Source organism: Pseudomonas batumici, assembly GCF_036585405.1.
Classification (GTDB): domain Bacteria; phylum Pseudomonadota; class Gammaproteobacteria; order Pseudomonadales; family Pseudomonadaceae; genus Aquipseudomonas; species Aquipseudomonas batumici.
Genome location: NZ_CP144470.1, coordinates 1,573,949 through 1,591,032, shown reverse-complemented (window position 1 = coordinate 1,591,032; position 17,084 = coordinate 1,573,949). Strand labels below are relative to the sequence as shown.

Genomic DNA, 17,084 nt, shown 5'->3' with positions numbered 1-17,084 from the left:
TGGAGTTTTTTGTCATGGCACTGGCCCATTCCCTGGGATTTCCGCGCATTGGTCGCGACCGCGAGCTGAAGAAAGCCCAGGAGGCTTTCTGGAAGGGCGAATTGAGCGAAGCGGGCCTGCGTGCCGTTGGCCGTGAGCTGCGCAAGGCCCATTGGGACCTGCAGAAGAACGCCGGCATCGAGCTGTTGCCGGTCGGCGACTTTGCCTGGTACGACCAGGTCCTGACCCATTCATTGATGTTCGGGGTGATCCCCGAGCGCTTCCGTCCACAACAAGGCCCGGCCACCCTGCAGACCCTGTTCGGCATGGCTCGCGGCGTCGGCGACAGTTGCTGCGGCGGTGCCCACGCCGAGGAAATGACCAAGTGGTTTGACACCAACTACCACTACCTGGTGCCGGAGTTCAGCGTCGACCAGCAGTTCCAGCTCGGCTGGGATCAACTCTTCGAAGAAGTCGAGGAGGCGCGCGCACTGGGCCATAACGTCAAGCCGGTGGTCATTGGTCCACTGACCTACCTGTGGCTGGGCAAGGCCAAGGGGGGCGACTTCGACAAGCTCGATCTGCTCGATCGCCTGCTGCCGCTGTACGGCCAGATCTTCCAGCGCCTGGCTGCCCACGGTGTCGAGTGGGTCCAGATCGATGAGCCGATCCTGGTCCTGGATCTGCCACAGGATTGGAAAAACGCCTTTGAGCGCGCTTACAACCTGATCCAGCGCGATCCCTTGAAGAAACTGGTCGCCACCTACTTTGGCGGCCTGGAAGAGAACCTCGGCCTGGCGGCCAACCTGCCGGTCGACGGTCTGCACATCGACCTGGTCCGTGCGCCTGAGCAATACCCGACCATTCTCGATCGCCTACCGGCCTACAAGGTGCTGTCGCTGGGGCTGGTCAATGGTCGTAACGTCTGGCGCTGCGACCTGGAAAAAGCCCTGGCGGTCTTGCAGCACGCCCATGAGCGCCTGGGCGAGCGCCTGTGGGTGGCGCCTTCCTGCTCGTTGCTGCACAGCCCGGTAGACTTGGGACGTGAAGACCAGCTGGACGCCGAACTCAAGAGCTGGCTGGCCTTTGCGCTGCAGAAGTGTGAAGAGATCGCCATTCTGGCCCGTGCCGTCAATGAGCCGGAGGCCGCTGCGGTACTGGAAGCCTTGACCCGCAGCCGTGCAGTGCAGGCCAGCCGTGCCGCTTCGGCGCGTATCCACAAACCGGCTGTCCAGGCTCGCGTTGCTGCGATTACCGCGAAGGACAGCCAGCGCCACTCGGCATTTGCCAGCCGTATCGACAAGCAGCGCGCCGGCCTGGATCTGCCGCTGTTCCCGACCACTACCATCGGTTCGTTCCCGCAAACGGCGGCGATCCGCCTGGCGCGTCAGTCGTTCAAGCAAGGCAAGTTGAGCGAAGCCGAATACACCGAGGCGATGCAGAGCGAGATTCGCCATGCCGTGCAGGTGCAGGAACACCTGGGTCTGGACGTGCTGGTGCACGGTGAGGCCGAGCGTAACGACATGGTCGAGTATTTCGCCGAACAGCTCGACGGTTATGTCTTCACCCGCTTTGGCTGGGTGCAGAGCTACGGTTCCCGTTGCGTGAAGCCGGCGGTGATCTTCGGCGACCTGAGCCGTCCGAAGGCCATGACCGTGGAGTGGATCCGCTACGCCCAGGGGCTCACCGACAAAGTGATGAAGGGCATGTTGACCGGCCCGGTGACCATGCTGATGTGGTCCTTCCCGCGTGAAGACGTGTCGCGTGAAGTGCAGGCCCGCCAACTGGCCCTGGCGATTCGTGATGAGGTGGTGGATCTGGAAACCGCCGGTATCAAGGTCGTACAGATCGACGAAGCGGCCTTTCGCGAAGGTTTGCCGCTACGTCAGGCGCAATGGCAGCACTACCTGGACTGGGCCACCGAGGCCTTCCGCTTGTGCGCCTCCGGTGTGCGCGATGAAACCCAGATCCACACCCACATGTGCTACAGCGAGTTCAACGATGTGATCGAGTCCATTGCGGCAATGGATGCCGACGTCATCACCATTGAAACCTCGCGTTCGGACATGGAGCTGCTGGATGCGTTCGAGGCCTTCGCCTACCCGAATGAAATCGGGCCAGGCGTCTACGACATCCACTCGCCCCGCGTGCCAGATGCGTCGGAGATGGCCAACCTGCTGCGCAAGGCCGCCCAGCGTATTCCCGCCGAGCGTCTGTGGGTCAACCCGGACTGCGGCCTGAAAACCCGTGGCTGGGCGGAAACCGAAGCGGCCCTGGTGCATATGGTCAGTGCCGCTCGCCAACTGCGTAAGGAGCGGGCGTGACACGGTAGGCGCCTGCTCTGAACCTCCAGCCGGAACACGTCAGCGTGCTCCGGCTTTTTTATGGCTGCTATCGGTTCGAACGCGTAGACTGCCGAGGTTGTATCATTTTCTTACTAGAAAATTTTACAACTCGTTCCGAAACAGGAAGCCGGTTGAAATCCGGCGCGGTCGCGCCACTGTATTCGGCTGTTTGTCAGCCGTAAGCCAGACCCTGTTTCACCCACTCGCAATCCGTACTGGGACGCGTCTTCCCTGGAGGTTCACATGGCTTATAGCGCTGCTACGCAAACCGATGTTTCCCTGCCCATCATTCCACTGGGCGAAATTCTTCCCTGGGCCATTTTTGGCGGCCTGCTGTTGATGCTGGCGATCTATTTCGTCGGTGCGGAGCAGGGGGCCACGGCCTTGTTCAAGGGCATGTATGTCCATGAGTTCGTGCACGACGGACGCCACTTGCTGGGCTTCCCCTGCCACTGACTCAAGGAACACGAGATGACGGGTCAATTATTGGTTCGCGGCATGCTGGTGGGCTTGCTCGCCGGGGTGCTTGCCTTTGGTTTCGCCAAGGTGTTTGGCGAGCCGCAAATCGACAAGGCGATTGCCTTCGAAGAACACATGGCGCAGATGCACGGTGATGCTCCGGAAGAGGAGCTGGTGAGTCGCGAGGTGCAGAGCACTTTCGGTCTCTTCACCGGTATCGTGACCTATAGCGTTTCGCTGGGTGGGATCTTCGCCCTGGTGTTTGCCTACTCCCTCGGGCGTGTCGGCAAGATCGGGCCGCGTGGCTTGGCCGCGCTGCTGGCGTTGGCGGCCTTTGTGACGCTGATTCTGGTGCCGGGGCTGAAATACCCGGCCAACCCGCCGTCCATTGGTGATCCGGAAACCATCAAACAGCGTACCAAGCTGTTCTTCCTGATGTTGCTGGTATCGGTCATTGCCGGGGTGATTGCGATCAACGCCGCTCGCAAACTGATTCCCGCCCTCGGTAGCTGGAATGGTTCGATCCTGGCGGCGGCGCTGTACATCCTGATCATGGCGGTGGCCGGCTCGCTGTTCCCGACCGTCAACGAGGTGCCGCACACCTTCTCGGCGGTCCTGTTGTGGAAGTTCCGCGTGGCCTCCCTGGGCATCCAGCTGGTGCTCTGGACGACCGTGGGCCTGACGTTCGGCTGGTTGGCCGAGCGAGCGCTGAGTCTGCCCGGGTTCTCCACCCGCGCCTGAAGTTGAAGAACAGTGCCGTGCAAGCGGCACTGTTTGAACCGCGTCCTTATCCTGTTCTGTCCTCTCCAGAGTCTCGCCAGCCGCTGTGCGAGCGGTCTTTGCGTGTCTGATTCCGACTTGTGTCAAAACTGAAATAAATTGAAACAATTCGTTGACGTCATGGTTCTGTCTCTCTAGCATCGCGCCATCGTTTTGATATCAAGCTTTTCTTCGAGGGATCGAACATGTCTCAACTCGTCTTCAGGACGAGGCTGTGTCTTGCGCTGTTGTGCATTTTTGCTCTGAATACCGCTCACGCTGCCCCCCCAACTCCCGGTGACACCGACCTGATCCGTGATCGCCAGGATCGCCTGCTCGAAGAGCAGCGTCGTCGTCTCGAAGAACTCAAGGAACTGCCCGGTAAAGCGGCGGCTCCCGTGGCGCCGACGGCCCCGGCCGAGAATCGTTGTTTCCTCATCAAGAGCATCGACCTGCAAGGTGCCGACGCCCTGTCCGCGGGCGAGCGCGAACGCCTGCTCAAGCCTTACATCGGCCAGTGCCTGGGCGTTCCTCAGCTCAATGAGCTGCTCAAGGTCATCACCGATCGCTACATCGAAAAGGGTCTGGTCACCAGCCGCGCCTACTTGCCGCAGCAGGACCTGTCCACCGGCAACCTGAAGGTGCTGGTGGTCGAAGGCAAGCTTGAGGGCCTGAAGGGCGCTGACGGCAGCGGCCTGTCCGATCGCGAACTGTTCATGAGTTTTCCGGGCAAGCCGGGCGAGTTGCTCAACTTGCGCGAGATCGAACAGATGGTCGACCAGTTGAACCGTCTGCCATCGAACCAGGCGCAGATGGAACTGGCGCCGGGCAAGGCCGTGGGCGGTAGCGAGGTGTTGGTCAAGAATACCCCGCAGAAACCTTGGCGAGCCGGGCTGTCGCGCAGCAACGACGGGCAGAGAAGCACCGGCGAGCAACAGCTGGGGGCGACCTTCGATTGGGACAATCCGTTGGGGCTGGCCGATCAGTTTTCGTTGCGCGGTGGGCATGACATCGTGAGCAATCAGGAGCAGAACTCGCGCAACGCCATGCTCTATTACAACCTGCCATTCGGCTGGTGGAACCTGAGCTACACCTACAGCGAAAGCGATTACCGCTCCCTGGCCCAGGCCAACGGTTTCAACTTCCAGCAGACCGGCGACAGCCAGAATCACCAGTTGAAACTGGAGCGGGTGATCTACCGCGACGCCGTGAGCAAGACCTCGCTCAATACCGGCCTGACCTACCTGCGCACCAACAACTTCATCGAAGGCAGCAAGCTGGCCGCGAGCAGTAACCGCCTGAGCGAAGCGCAGTTCGGCATCAACCACGGTCGGCGGGTCGGCAGCGCCTTCGTCAACCTCGACCTGGGGATGCAGGACGGCATCAGCGCCTTCGATGCCCAGGACAATGGTCCGAATTTCACGCGGGGATTACCCGACGCCCGGTATCGCAAATACACCGCGACGCTCAGCTACCTGCAGCCGTTCAAGCTGTGGGGCGAGTCGTTCAGCTTCAGCAGCGTGATGACTGGCCAGCGCAGCCAGGATGTGTTGTTCAGTTCGCAGCGCATGAGCCTGGGTGGGCTGTCGTCCATTCGTGGCTACAAGGATCAGACGTTGTCGGGCGACAGCGGCGGTTACTGGCGCAATGACCTGCGCTGGAGCCGGCCGGTGACCTGGGACTGGTTGCTGCCAGTGCTCTCCGAGTACGGCACCAGCATCGGTTACGACCAGGGCGTGATCCGTCATGACCGCTACAACGCCGAACAGCATGGGCGCATGACCAGCGATTCGATCGAGCTGTTTGCCCGGGGCAAGCATGTCGCCGCCACTGTGACGTTCGCCAACTCCCTGGAACGACCGGCACCGATTGCCGAGCGCGAAGCGCCGATTTATTTCCGGATGGATTTCTTCCTTTAACTCCCTTTATCGCCTTCGTTGCATCGAGATTCCGACATGGATTTTCGTCAGTCTGGGCTTTATCGCGGCTGCTTCGATGGCCCCAATGCCAAGCCGTTCCGCCAGTCAAAAAAAGGTGTCGCCATCCAATCGGTTGGCTACCCACAACACCCGTTTGTTTGAAAGGAAGCACAATGCTCAAAATTAAAAAGTCGTGGCGCGTTTCGCTCATCCTCCTGTTCGCGCTGCTCGGTGGCTGTGTCGCCCATTCAAGCTTTGTCCCTGAGGAAAACACGCTTCACCAACAGCGGGCGCAGATTCAAAACCTCTATGTGTATTCGTTCCTTGATGCGAGGGCCGATTTCTTCGGTGATGCGTTCCTGAAGGAGCTCGAGGCGCAGATCAATCGCCGCCTGGCGTCCGAGGGAGTGAAGTCCGAATGGCTGTGGTATCAGGCGTCGACGATTGGCTCGACGAGCTCGCTACAGGAAGTCGCCTCTCAGACAGGCAGTGCCGTGCAACTGCCCGTGGCAATGACCGTATTGACGAACCTACGCGCTGAAACGCAGGCAAAAGCGACTCATCGGCTGATCATCTTTCCTCGCAGCGTAGGCCTGTCCGGCGTGCAGATCGCTGAAAGGGCTTACGCTGCAACCATTGCCTGGACATTGATCGACATCAACACCGGAAAACTCGTGCTGCGTGGCCGTTCAGACACTTGGGGCAAGCCGGTGCAGGCTGATAGCCAAATTGCGAATCAGGTTGCGGGAGTGGTCAATGATTTCATGGTCGTCCCATTTCCCGTTTCGGGGCCGGCCAAACCGTAGCGAAACGTGGTTAGCCATACGCAAGCTGGGAAGATCGCGATGACCACAAATGAGCGCAAGGCGGACCTTCACCGATTGATGCTTGAGGCGGCTGAAACCGGGCTGAGCATCAACGACATAACGCCCGTTTGTGCACAGCTAAAGGTTGACCCTCATCAGATTGTTAACGAGCTCGCACTCGCGGTGGCGAAAGGTTTTAACGCGATGACCCTCGACTTCGATTTCTGTATCCAGGTCATGAATGGCCTGGAAGGCCTTGTAGCTCAACTGGCCGTCGATGGCGAAACGCCGGAAACCGCTCTTTCGATCTATCTGGCTTTCGATGCCGGTGAGATCAAACGGTCCGGCGATCCGATAGAAGTTTGCCCTGCTGAGAAATACACCAGGCCAATGATTGAACGAATCCTGCTTGAGTCCCCGGATGATCGGGGCTGAACCACACCGTCATTGCGACTCTTTTCGCCCGCACTTGACCGGTGACAACCCCATAATCTGACTCGAGGTTCTTTAGGCATCCACTTAGCCGACAGAAAGTGCCTCGGATAAAATGACGTCTTCTGCCAACACATTGAAGGCTAAATTTTCCCCGTTGGGTCGTCCCCGTTGGGTCGAAAAATGGAACACTGACCAAGGGGGTTGCTGGTGTGGACCGTGAGTCAGGGCAGTTGATCATCGCGAAGTTGAAGTGAGGTTTGTAGCGTGAGTGTGTGGAGCACATACGGTGCGGCAGCTGCCAAGGCCGAGGCCAGGTTGGAACATATCAAGTCACATATTGAGGGTGGTTTTGATGTGCAAGGTTATGTGACGAATATAGAAAATCATCAGGGAAATCCTGCTGCGTGTGCCGAAAGGCTTTCGTCCTATGCATTTGCCCGGGGAATGCTCGCTTGGTTTGAGACCGCTGATCTTGAGGAGATGAAGCGCTGGTTCTCTGTCGCTGAGTCATTGCATCGATATCAGTTCTCGTTGCAGAGCGACAAAATGAACTTTCTTCCTAAAGCGCTAGATTTCATGAGGGCACTGGTTTCGGACAATGAAATACTCATCGATTGGTTCTGTCAGTGCCGCGATATAGTCGATGAAAAGCGAATTCAATCAACCACCACGGCAGACTTTCTGGCTTATCAGATTGTATTGGCAGCCAAGGGGGATATGAGGCGATTGAGTGAGCGCTGTCTATTAATGAGCGAAAAGCCGCCTAAGGGGGCGAAGCAGATGTTCTTGTTGGACAATGAGTTCTTCATGGCTCTAGCCAATGGTGACAAGCCTGCCATGGAGCAAGTTTTGCTTGAGTTGACGTCGGCGGCATCCATAAGAAAAAGGCTCAGTAGCGAAAACGGATATTCCGAGGGATTAATTTCAACCTTCGGCATCATTTACGCCAAAATTGCCTGGCGTAGTGGTTATGAGGTGAAATGTGAGACGCCTTTCATCCCGGCGCAATGGCTTCCGGTCAATTCACTGAACCACTATGATCCGTATTTTAGTTTTTTGAGAGCGATATGAGCGAAAAGGGGACGGATTTATTTAATTTTGCAGAAAGCCAGCAAGTATCGATAGTAGGTGGTTGAGAAAATAAATCTGTCAACTTTTGGTCGCTCTCTCGGGAGCAAAACAGAAAAAATCCAAAAATTAAGGCTAGTAATTATGACGATAGGAGATTGGCAATTTAGTGATCCTCTGAATGTCGCGGTCATTGCAAATCAGAAAATAGTTTTATCGGGTGACTGGATAGCATACGTTTCGCATGATAGCGATGATGGCGCTTGGCAGTTTCATACCAATCAGTCTGAGCCTGTCAGTGAAGAAGATGCGGTGATGGTGAGTTTGCGAAGCATCGTGGTGCTAGATCCAACTATTATGGAATTGGCTGATCTTCCGCTTGGATGGCATGCGTGGCGAGACTCCAAAGCCAGTGTTTGGCAAAGAGGGAAGATGTCGGTTTGATTGTTACTTGGTGCAAAAGGACCTGCGACCGATTTACTGTTTGGTGAAGCGAAAGTAGTAGGTGACGGAGCAGCAGCGGCTATTGGGCGTCCCCTTTGGGTCCAGACTCTGGGAATCTATTAATTGCTCGGCTGAAGTGAGAATGTGATGTCTATTGACTTTAAATATCAGGTGCGTGCCGAAAAGCGCCTGGAGCATATCAAGTCTCATGTTGAAGGCGGCTTCGATATTGATCGTATGGTTGATTTCATTTCTACCCGCACTGGCGATCCTAGAGCTTGTGCGAGCGGATTGTCTTCTCATGCATTAGCCAGTGCAATGCTTGCATGGTTTGAGGGGCATGACTTGGAGTTAATGAAAAATTGGTATTACGTGTCTGCCGAGCTTAATAGGTTTGCCTACGGCCTGGAAATCGATACGATAAGCCCATTGGCGAAAAAATTGCAGCTTTTGAAGCCTCTGTTATCGGATAATTCAGAGATCATAGATTGGTTTTCGACTAAAAATGAGGCCAGTTTTAATGTAAAAAAAATTGAAGCCAGAAATACGTTGGACTACTTTGCCTATCAGGTGCTATTGGCCATTCGAGGTGAGTGGGTACGTTTAGCTGAGCGTTGTGAAAGTATTCTTGAAAGTCCGCCCGCTAATCTAAAATTCTATGTGCCGGATTTTGAGTTCTATTTGGCACTTGCTATGGCGGATAAAGAGAGAATGCAGAAGGCTATTTTGGATATTGTATCGCCTAAGCGGATGACAGGTCGTTCAAGTAGTGAGGGTGGGTACACGGAGGGATTGATTTCAAGCTATGCTGTTATATATGCAAAGATAGCTTGGCGTCACGGTCATGAGATTGTTGTAGATACGCCTTATGTGCCAATGGAGTGGCTTCCGGTTAAACCGTTGAGTTGTTATGAGTCTCATTATGATTTTTTGAAATAACAACGAAAGGGGATCGGTATTTTCATTTGTGCCGTACGCTCAGATTCAGATTTTTGACTGCAACCGAGAACATGAAAACGGGACAGATTTATTTTTTTTTGCCGTCTACTGGTGATGCTTGGCGAATCTCAACAAAGTTAAATAAATCTGTCCCCTTTTCTCATGGTGCAAAAGGTGTAGGAGCCGCAGGCCAAAAGCTGCCATCTGCTTTACCGGATAACTTGACTGGTTATGCGAACCCGAAAGATATCCGGTTCACGCAAGATAGTGTTTCGAATACCTTCAAGGATGGCTAAACTCTCCATTCAACAATTGACGGGCTGAAATCAGGGAGAATTTCTCCAGATGACTTGCCTCCTATCCGGGTGTTTGAGAAGGGCGGAGCGGTTTACAGCTTAGGTGAAAACGGGACATGAAAACTGGACAGATTTATTTTTTTGGCCGTCTACTGGTGATGCTTGGCGAATCTCAACAAAGTTAAATAAAACTGTCCTATTTTCTCCTTCGGGGTGTATAAGTTTTATTTCAGAAAAAATGGTTTTTCCAAGTTGTAGTAGTGTGGTCGCTCAGTTTAGCTAGCGATATCCTAATATTCAATTGAATATATTTGCCATGGGGAAGTAGTGATGGCGTCCGATTTGGCTGTGGAAGAAATTTATGCGGTAGTTTCTAGGCTTTATGAAAAGGCGATATCTCAGATTTGTCTTCGGCCAGAGCAAGCTTTTGCATACGTTCAAGATGAAGCAGGCTCCCTTTGTACGTCTGCTAATGTTGGTTTGTTCGCAGTGCTGCAAACTGCAATATTTAAAGAGGGTATGAAGTATGGTTTAGAGCTATCTAAAGAAAGTCCTTATGCTGAGGATATGTTGGAAATTTTAGCTAGAGCCTATGAGGAATGTTGTGCTGATGATTTGAAAGAGGTTGGGCGTAACGGGGAACAGTTGGCGGAAATTATTGATGATATGGTCAAAGTTAGGGAAAGGTATCTGCTTTCTTGATGAGTTGGTGCAAAAGGTATAATTAAAGCAAGTGAAACAATTGGTCAGCCAGTGGAGGCCGTTATAGGTGGGCGTAAGCGTCTGTTGCGGGTTGATATCGAGCCTAATGGTAAGCTTCAAATACAGTCGGGGGGAGGGAAAGACTCTGGAAAAGGGGACAGATTTATTTTTTGGAAAAGGGGACAGATTTATTTTTAGGGCCGCTGACAGATAACGCTCGTTTTGTTGGTAAGATCGAGGGTGGTTGGTTTGCGTATAGAGTGATTTTGGAAAGGCGCCACGCCGGCTGTGTTTGAAAATAAATCTGTCCCCTTTGGGGCCGTCCCCTTTGGGGCCAAAGATAGGTGCCCAGTATGGAACGTGTGACATATGATCTGCTTTACAGTCTGCCAGCTGGCGCTGATTATGCAGTTGATGCGACAGACCTTGACGCTGAGGATATCCCTCAGTCTAGAGTCGATAGGGTTCTAGATTTGTTGCTCGGCACTAACAGCGGTATGGAGCACTTCTTGGCAGCGAGGTTGTTGACCAGCTGGGGATATCATGAGGGTCTGACTGCGCTGGAAAAGTGCATGAGTGACCGTGAGGGTATTGATGGTGCCTTCGCTCACAGAATACATGGGTATGACGATACTTACAGGCAGGTTTTGTTGGCGGTTATTAGATATTTTTCAAATGTGGCTGACCGAGGTGACGTAGATGGAGCCGGAGCTCAGGTATACGGTCCGCTGTCGAAAATTATCTCGCTGGCAAGTACGATGCCATTTGAAATATCTAATGTTTTTGATTTTGTAAGTCGCGAAGGCTTTCTTGAGTATATACCTTTGTTTGAGCAGCATTTGTTATCAATAGTTGATCAGCCAGAGGTGCATCGCTGGAAAATTAACGATGCTATTGGGTTTTTGTTGAGGTTTGATTCTGAATTTGTGTTAAGTCTTTTGACGCAAAGAGGGCAGACGGTCGATTCTTTTAAAGTCTAATTAGCAAAAAAAGGGGCGGTTGAGCCCATCTCCCCACTTTTTCTTACAGCAATACGCTGAAATACCGAATAATGTCGCACGAAACGGGGAGCCTGACTCCCCATCCCGCGCCCTACACGATGTCAGCCACTGACATCTGCCATACGCTTATCCAACACCGAGTCCACCCACAACTGCGCCAGTTCAATCAAGTGCACCACACCCATCGCCACCTTGCGATTGGCGCCGGTCTGGTTGTCGGCGTTTTCATAAGCTGTGGCCGCAGCGGATTGCAGAATGGAATACGCATTGACCAAGGCCTCTTCCTGGCTTTGCGCTTCAGGCAACAGGTCTCGTGTCGGTGTCGCACGGGTGGGTTTTGGATTGGCCCCGGGCGTCAGGTTGTAATGAGCAAAGGCCCGTTCGGCCGCTTGCGGGTCGATGGCCTCGGCACTGGATAAAGGGGGTGGATTGGGGGTGATCTTGAACATGGTGTCGCTCCTGTGTTGAAGGAGCTGCCACTCCCTGCTGTCAAACAGGATTGGGTGGCAGCTGTACGTAGGTTGACAGACCGGACACAGGATACCCGGCGCATCCGAAGATGCCCTGCGCACAGCCGCCATGACACACAACGACAGGCATGAAAAAAGCGCCTGCTACGGTGCTGGGGCGCTGTTTGGCGCCTGTGAGTTTCGGTCTGTCAAAACCGATCACTGAATTTGCAGTGACGGTATGCAGACTAGTCGTCGAGTCTGGCAGGCGCAACGGGTTGGGATTTTCTAGGAAATTTCAGTCAAGGGAAAGGGAGTTGTCCTTCCTTTACGCCTCGACAACCCCCCGTCACGTCCACCAATAGCGCACCAGATGAAAGAAAATCGGCGCGGCAAAGCACACCGAGTCCAACCGGTCGAGCATGCCGCCGTGGCCTTCGATCATATGGCCCCAGTCCTTGACCCCGCGGTCGCGCTTGATCGCCGACATGACGATGCCACCGGCAAAGCCCAGCAGGTTGATCAACAGCGCGATCAGCACCGCTTGCCAGAGCTTGAACGGGGTAATCCAGAACAGCGCGCCGCCGATCAACGAGGCCAGGGCAATACCGCCGACAAAGCCTTCGACGGTTTTCGACGGCGACAGGTTGGGCGCGATCTTGCGTTTGCCGAACAGCTTGCCGCAGACGTACTGGAGCACGTCGGACAGCTGCACCACGATCACCAGGTAAGCGATCAGCAGCAGGTTGCGGCCTTCGTAGCCGGCAATCTCCAGGGTCAGCAGCGCCGGCACGAACGACACGCAGTACACCGCGATCGTCAGCCCCCATTGGACCTTCGAGGCGCGTTCCAGGAAGTGCGTGCTGTCACCGCCCAGCGAGGCGAGGATCGGCAGCAGCAGGAACACGTAGACCGGAATGAAGATCGAGAACAACCCGTACCAGTCGCTATAGATCAGCAGGTACTGCAGCGGCAGGGCCAGGTAGAACGCCGCCACCAGCGCCGGGTAGTCGCTGCGTCGGGTCGGCGTCAGGGTCAGGAACTCGCGCAGGGCGTAGAAGGACACCGCATAGAACAGCAGGATCACCGCGCCGGTGCCGAGCCAGAAGGCGACACCGATCACCAGCACCATCACCCACCAGGCATTGATCCGTGCGTTGAGGTTGTCGATGACCGCGTTCGGGGTACCCCGGGTACGCCATTTGAGAACAAAGCCGATCAGCGAAGCCAGGACCAGGATCATGCCGATCCCGGCGAACAACATCAGGGTCTGCCTATCCATTTCAGTGTTGCTCCGGTGCCAAGGCCAGCAGCGCATCGCGGCTGCGTTGCAGGAAGTATTCTTTGCTTTCGTCTTCTTCGAGTCGCAGCGGTGTGCCGAAACTGGTGGTGCACAGCAGGGGCAGGGGCAATACACGGCCCTTGGGCATTACCCGGTTGAGGTTGGCGATCCACACCGGAATCAGCTGCGCCTGTGGGTAGGCCCGGGTCAGGTGGAAGATCCCGCTCTTGAACGGCAGCAGGCCGTCCTCCTGGTTGCGTGTGCCTTCGGGAAAAATGATCAACGAGTGGCCTTGTTCCAGCGCATCGAGCATTGGTTGCAGTGGGTTGTCCCCGGGCTCCTTGCGTTCGCGGTCGATCAGCACGCCGTTGAAGACCCGCCTGATGATGTATCGGCGCAGGGCGCTTTTATTCCAGTAGTCGGCGCCGGCGACCGGTCGTGTGAGTGTGCGCAGGGCCGGTGGCAACGAGGCCCAGAGCAGCACGAAATCGCCGTGGCTGCTGTGGTTGGCGAAGTAGATGCGTTGCACCGGATCGGGCCCGCAACCGATCCACAGGCTGCGGGCACCGGTGATCAGGCGGGCGCCGGAGGTGATGAGGGTGGCAACCACAGGTTCGAGCATGACGATTCCTTATCCGGCGAAGGGCAGCCAGGGGCTGGCCAGGATGACGATCAGTGGCAGGGAAATTTGTACGATCACCAGCAACGCCTGACGCTTGAGCAGGCCCAGCGCGCCACGGCTGCGCTCGGCCCAGGGACGGGCGGCAGATTGCCGTTGTTGCAGGCCAAGGTCTTGCAGGGCCTGGTCCAGCGCCTCGGTACGGTCGCTGAGATTGCCAGGATCCTCTGCCATCAACTGGAACAGGTCGGCGTCGAAAGCGACTCGAAAGGCCCAGTATTTTTGCAGCAGGCCCGATAGCACCAACCATGCGCTGATCACCAGGCACCACAGGCTGATCGTGCTGAAGAGCAGGGGGGCCAGGCCCAGCAGAACGCCCAGTACGCTCAGCCCCATGGAAAACTGGTCCAGCGAACGGCCGCGCCGCAGCAGGCTGGCGACCACATGCAGTTGCAGGTCAGCGGGCATCGGCGCTCCTCAGGCGAGCGGACGCTTCACCGGGCATGAGCCGGATCATGGCTTCCAGCGCCTGGCGATGCTGCGGATGCAAGACCACGCCGGGACGGGCGGCGCGAATCAGCGCCATGGCCTCATCGATCTCCGTCGCTCGGCCACTGTGCAGCAACCAGGCGGCGATCGCCGTGGCACTGCGCGAATAACCCAGGGCGCAGCAGACCAGCAGCGGTCCGTGCGGGCGCAGTTCCTCGATGCTCAGGGCGGCTTGCCGGCATTGCTCCGCTGACGGTGCGATCAGGTCCAGCACGGGGATGCTGCAATAGGCCCGGCCCTGGGGGGCCACCGGCAGTTCGGCACACAGGTCGACGATAGCCGTGAACGGGCTGGCCTGAAGTTCGCGTCGGCTTGGCAGTCGCCCCAGCCAAAGGTTATCCATGACCTGATCGGGCTGAGGATGAGACTTGGTCCAGAGTCGCGAATTGATCCAGGCACCGGCCCGGTAAGGCGCAAATAGCCAGCGTGCAGCGGGGCTCAAGCTGCCGTCGCCGCGTTTCTGGAAGCCCTGGGCGCCGAACACCGCGTAATTGAGCGCCACCAGCAACAGCGCCAGCGCCGGCCAGAGCAGCCACAACGCGACACCGGCGAAGCCGAAACCCGCGATGGCCAACAGCGCGGCCCCCAGTCCATAGCGAGTGGCCAGGGCAAGGCGTTTGTCATCGCGTGTCATGCGTGCCACGGCCAGCGGGCAGGCGCGGTCATCCGGCCACAGCCATACGCACAACCAGCCGGCCAGGGCGCCCGTGGGGACGTCGATAAAGTGGTGTTGATACGTGGTCAGCACCGACACACCGATCAGCGCGAACCAGCCGTGCACCAGCCAGCGCCCGGCGCCGGTGAAATGCCGGCGGTACATGACCCACAGAATCACCAGCAACGCGATATGCAGCGAAGGCGCCTGGTTGAAGGGTTTGTCGAAGCCCGCCAGCACCGCGAACAGCCAGCCGAACACGCCGTCCAGCGGTGGTCGGGGGAAGGTGAAGGTCAGCGGCCAGAGCAGGAAGCAGGAGACGGCGATGAACTGGGCCGTCAGCAGGCGCAAGGCGTGTCGATCGAGCTCGCGCTTGTTCCTGGGCAGCAGCAGCGACAAACCGTAAAGCAGGTCGATGGACCAATAGGGCACGATGGTCCAGGCCCAGAACGGCATGTGGCTTTCCCAGCCGAACACGTAGCTGCCGACATCGCTGCGCCGGGCCGTGTACCAAGTGGCAAAGCCGTAGCTGGCAAAGAACAACGGCGCCAGCAGGATGAGCCACAGCACGGCCCGTTTCAGCAGGCCGGCTTCGCGAGCAGGGGGGATCATCATTGCACGCGTTGCGCCAGGGACACGCTGAAGATCCCCCATTCATCGACCCGTTGGCTGATCTTGCGAAACCCGGCCGCTTCCACCAACTGGTCCATTTCCGCCTGGCTGCGCCGGCGCATGACCCAGGCCTGGCCTTGGCGGTGGCTGGTCAGGGCGCGGGCGATCAGTTCCAGCTGGGGGTGCCAGGGTTGTCCGGTGTAGACCAGGTAAGCCCCCGGTTCGCAGGCCTCGGCCAACCCGGCGAGAGAGTCGCCGACCATGCCGTTGTCGGCGAACAGTTCGTACAGGCCCGACACCACTGCCAGGCTCGGCTTGGGCTCCAGCGCGGCCAGGTCGGCGCGGTCAAAGGCATCGCCCTTGACGAACCGGGCAATATCTCCCAGGCCTTTTTCGACAATCAGCGCGCTGCCGTCACGCACGTTGATATCGCTGTAGTCGCGCAGCAGGATCGACTCGGGCAGCGGTGTCACCCCTTGCAGGGCTTCAAGGATATAGCGCCCGTGGCCGGCGGCGATGTCGACGATCCGGACTTCGCGGCCCTGCTCGCGCAACCGGGTCATGGCCAGGCGCAGCAGCTCCTCGACATGCAGTTTGCGTTGGCGGATGCCGCGCCAGCCGATGGAGTTCAGGTAGTTCCGGTCGATCATCCGGCCCAGAGCGGTGTGGCCGGTGGGGGTGTTGCGGTAGACATAGTCCAGTGTGCTGCCGGAGTCGAAACCGGTGTCGAAGCCGAGCTTTACCCCGGCCGACAGCTTGCTGCCCAGGCCCATGCTGGCGCGGGTCAGGCGCCAGTAGAGATCGCGCGGCGAGTTGCGCGGCAGGGGGGCTGCCAGTGCTTCGGATTCGGCACAGGTCTCACCGAGGCGATCCGCATCGAGCAGGGCGGGTCGGTTGACCGGCGAGAGGAAGTTCTGTTCGATAAACCGCTTGGCGCGGCTCAGGGCCAGATGCCGGTCGCGTTCGCCGAGGGTGTCGTGGAAGAAACCGGGCAAAACGTGTCGTTCTTTTTTCAGGCTGCCCAGGCGCTGGAAAAATTGTTCCTGGGGTTTGCGATGGACTACGAAGTCCGCGCCGGAAATCAGCAGCTGGGTCGGCACCTGGATCGCATTGGCATCGGCGACCACGCGGTCGGCGGCCTCGTAGAGCCCGAGCAGGACGTTCACCGAAATGGCCTTGGTGATCAGCGGATCGCTGTCATAGGAGGCAATGCGTTGCGGGTCGTGACTGAGGAATTTGGCCTTGACGTAGCTGTTGACGAAAAAGTTGCCGCGAAAGCGTCGCATCAAGGCCAGGCCCGGGCGGGCGAAAGGCACGTAGAGCTTGACCTTGAAGGCCGGGGAGGCCAGCACCAGGGCGCGGATCCTGGGGGCGTAATCGTGAACCCAGGTGGCGACGATCACCGCGCCGACGCTCTGGGCAATCACCGCGATATTCTCCTCGGCGATATCGAATGTGGCGCCGAGGTGATCGCAGAAGGTCTGCACATCGCGCACGCTGGTGGCGAAGCTCGGGCTGTCGCCGCGCGCGCCCGGCGACTGGCCGTGGCCACGGGCGTCCCAGGCGAAGAAGTCAAAGGCGGGCAGGTCGAGTTCATCCACCAGGTGGGCAATCCGCCCGGAATGTTCATGCCCCCGGTGGAACAGCAGGATGGCCTTGCGTGGCTCGCCGGCGACAGGCGCGGTGGCCGGCCAATGGCGATAAAACAGCTCGACGCCATCATGGGTGCTGAAGGTCTGGGTTTGCTCGTCGCGCATTGCAATGTC

Annotated in this window: 18 protein-coding genes; 12 read left to right on the top strand and 6 right to left on the bottom strand. The window is 57.3% G+C overall.

Annotation, left to right across the window (positions count from 1 at the left end; genetic code table 11):
* The first annotated feature begins 14 nt into the window (after window positions 1-14).
* From metE to NUH87_RS06910, 12 genes are all read left to right on the top strand, one after another.
* A complete protein-coding gene (gene metE / locus NUH87_RS06965; protein WP_338525366.1) occupies window positions 15-2,303 on the top strand; it encodes a 5-methyltetrahydropteroyltriglutamate--homocysteine S-methyltransferase in 2,289 nt (762 codons plus the stop codon).
* A 264-nt stretch (window positions 2,304-2,567) separates the two neighbouring features.
* Window positions 2,568-2,780, top strand: coding sequence for a CbtB domain-containing protein (locus tag NUH87_RS06960; RefSeq protein WP_338525365.1), 213 nt, complete (start codon window positions 2,568-2,570; stop codon window positions 2,778-2,780).
* Between the two features lie 15 nt (window positions 2,781-2,795).
* Entirely contained in the window at window positions 2,796-3,524 is a 729-nt protein-coding gene (locus NUH87_RS06955; protein ID WP_338525364.1) for a CbtA family protein, read from the top strand.
* 224 nt (window positions 3,525-3,748) lie between these two features.
* The gene (locus tag NUH87_RS06950; protein WP_338525363.1) at window positions 3,749-5,461 is read left to right on the top strand and encodes a ShlB/FhaC/HecB family hemolysin secretion/activation protein; all 1,713 of its coding nucleotides are present in this window, start codon (window positions 3,749-3,751) and stop codon (window positions 5,459-5,461) included.
* Window positions 5,462-5,497: 36 nt separating this feature from the next.
* Entirely contained in the window at window positions 5,498-5,623 is a 126-nt protein-coding gene (locus tag NUH87_RS06945) for a hypothetical protein (RefSeq protein WP_338525362.1), read from the top strand.
* 11 nt (window positions 5,624-5,634) lie between these two features.
* A complete protein-coding gene (locus tag NUH87_RS06940) occupies window positions 5,635-6,267 on the top strand; it encodes a hypothetical protein (RefSeq protein WP_338525361.1) in 633 nt (210 codons plus the stop codon).
* A 39-nt stretch (window positions 6,268-6,306) separates the two neighbouring features.
* Entirely contained in the window at window positions 6,307-6,702 is a 396-nt protein-coding gene (locus NUH87_RS06935) for a hypothetical protein (protein ID WP_338525360.1), read from the top strand.
* Window positions 6,703-6,966: 264 nt separating this feature from the next.
* Window positions 6,967-7,773, top strand: a complete 807-nt coding sequence (locus NUH87_RS06930; RefSeq protein WP_338525359.1) for an Imm49 family immunity protein — start codon at window positions 6,967-6,969, stop codon at window positions 7,771-7,773.
* A 57-nt stretch (window positions 7,774-7,830) separates the two neighbouring features.
* Entirely contained in the window at window positions 7,831-8,214 is a 384-nt protein-coding gene (locus NUH87_RS06925) for a hypothetical protein (RefSeq protein WP_338525358.1), read from the top strand.
* Window positions 8,215-8,361: 147 nt separating this feature from the next.
* Window positions 8,362-9,153, top strand: a complete 792-nt coding sequence (locus NUH87_RS06920; RefSeq protein WP_338525357.1) for an Imm49 family immunity protein — start codon at window positions 8,362-8,364, stop codon at window positions 9,151-9,153.
* Window positions 9,154-9,779: 626 nt separating this feature from the next.
* A complete protein-coding gene (locus tag NUH87_RS06915) occupies window positions 9,780-10,151 on the top strand; it encodes a hypothetical protein (RefSeq protein WP_338525356.1) in 372 nt (123 codons plus the stop codon).
* Window positions 10,152-10,504: 353 nt separating this feature from the next.
* A complete protein-coding gene (locus tag NUH87_RS06910) occupies window positions 10,505-11,131 on the top strand; it encodes a hypothetical protein (RefSeq protein WP_338525355.1) in 627 nt (208 codons plus the stop codon).
* Between the two features lie 122 nt (window positions 11,132-11,253).
* Here the strand turns inward: NUH87_RS06910 and NUH87_RS06905 are convergent, their stop codons facing one another.
* The 6 genes from NUH87_RS06905 to NUH87_RS06880 all read right to left on the bottom strand — a co-directional run bounded on the left by NUH87_RS06905 (window position 11,254) and on the right by NUH87_RS06880 (window position 17,075).
* A complete protein-coding gene (locus tag NUH87_RS06905) occupies window positions 11,254-11,601 on the bottom strand; it encodes a DUF6124 family protein (protein ID WP_338525354.1) in 348 nt (115 codons plus the stop codon).
* Between the two features lie 349 nt (window positions 11,602-11,950).
* Window positions 11,951-12,883, bottom strand: coding sequence for a phosphatidate cytidylyltransferase (locus tag NUH87_RS06900; protein WP_338525353.1), 933 nt, complete (start codon window positions 12,881-12,883; stop codon window positions 11,951-11,953).
* Between the two features lies 1 nt (window position 12,884).
* A complete protein-coding gene (locus tag NUH87_RS06895) occupies window positions 12,885-13,505 on the bottom strand; it encodes a lysophospholipid acyltransferase family protein (protein ID WP_338525352.1) in 621 nt (206 codons plus the stop codon).
* 9 nt (window positions 13,506-13,514) lie between these two features.
* A complete protein-coding gene (locus NUH87_RS06890) occupies window positions 13,515-13,970 on the bottom strand; it encodes a hypothetical protein (protein ID WP_338525351.1) in 456 nt (151 codons plus the stop codon).
* The gene (locus tag NUH87_RS06885; protein WP_338525350.1) at window positions 13,960-15,321 is read right to left on the bottom strand and encodes a phosphatase PAP2/dual specificity phosphatase family protein; all 1,362 of its coding nucleotides are present in this window, start codon (window positions 15,319-15,321) and stop codon (window positions 13,960-13,962) included. The genes NUH87_RS06890 and NUH87_RS06885 overlap by 11 nt, the downstream gene beginning before the upstream one ends.
* Window positions 15,318-17,075 (bottom strand): bifunctional alpha/beta hydrolase/class I SAM-dependent methyltransferase, encoded by a 1,758-nt coding sequence (locus NUH87_RS06880; RefSeq protein ID WP_338525349.1) that lies wholly within the window; start codon window positions 17,073-17,075, stop codon window positions 15,318-15,320. Before NUH87_RS06880 ends, NUH87_RS06885 begins: the two co-directional genes overlap by 4 nt.
* Window positions 17,076-17,084 lie beyond the last annotated feature (9 nt).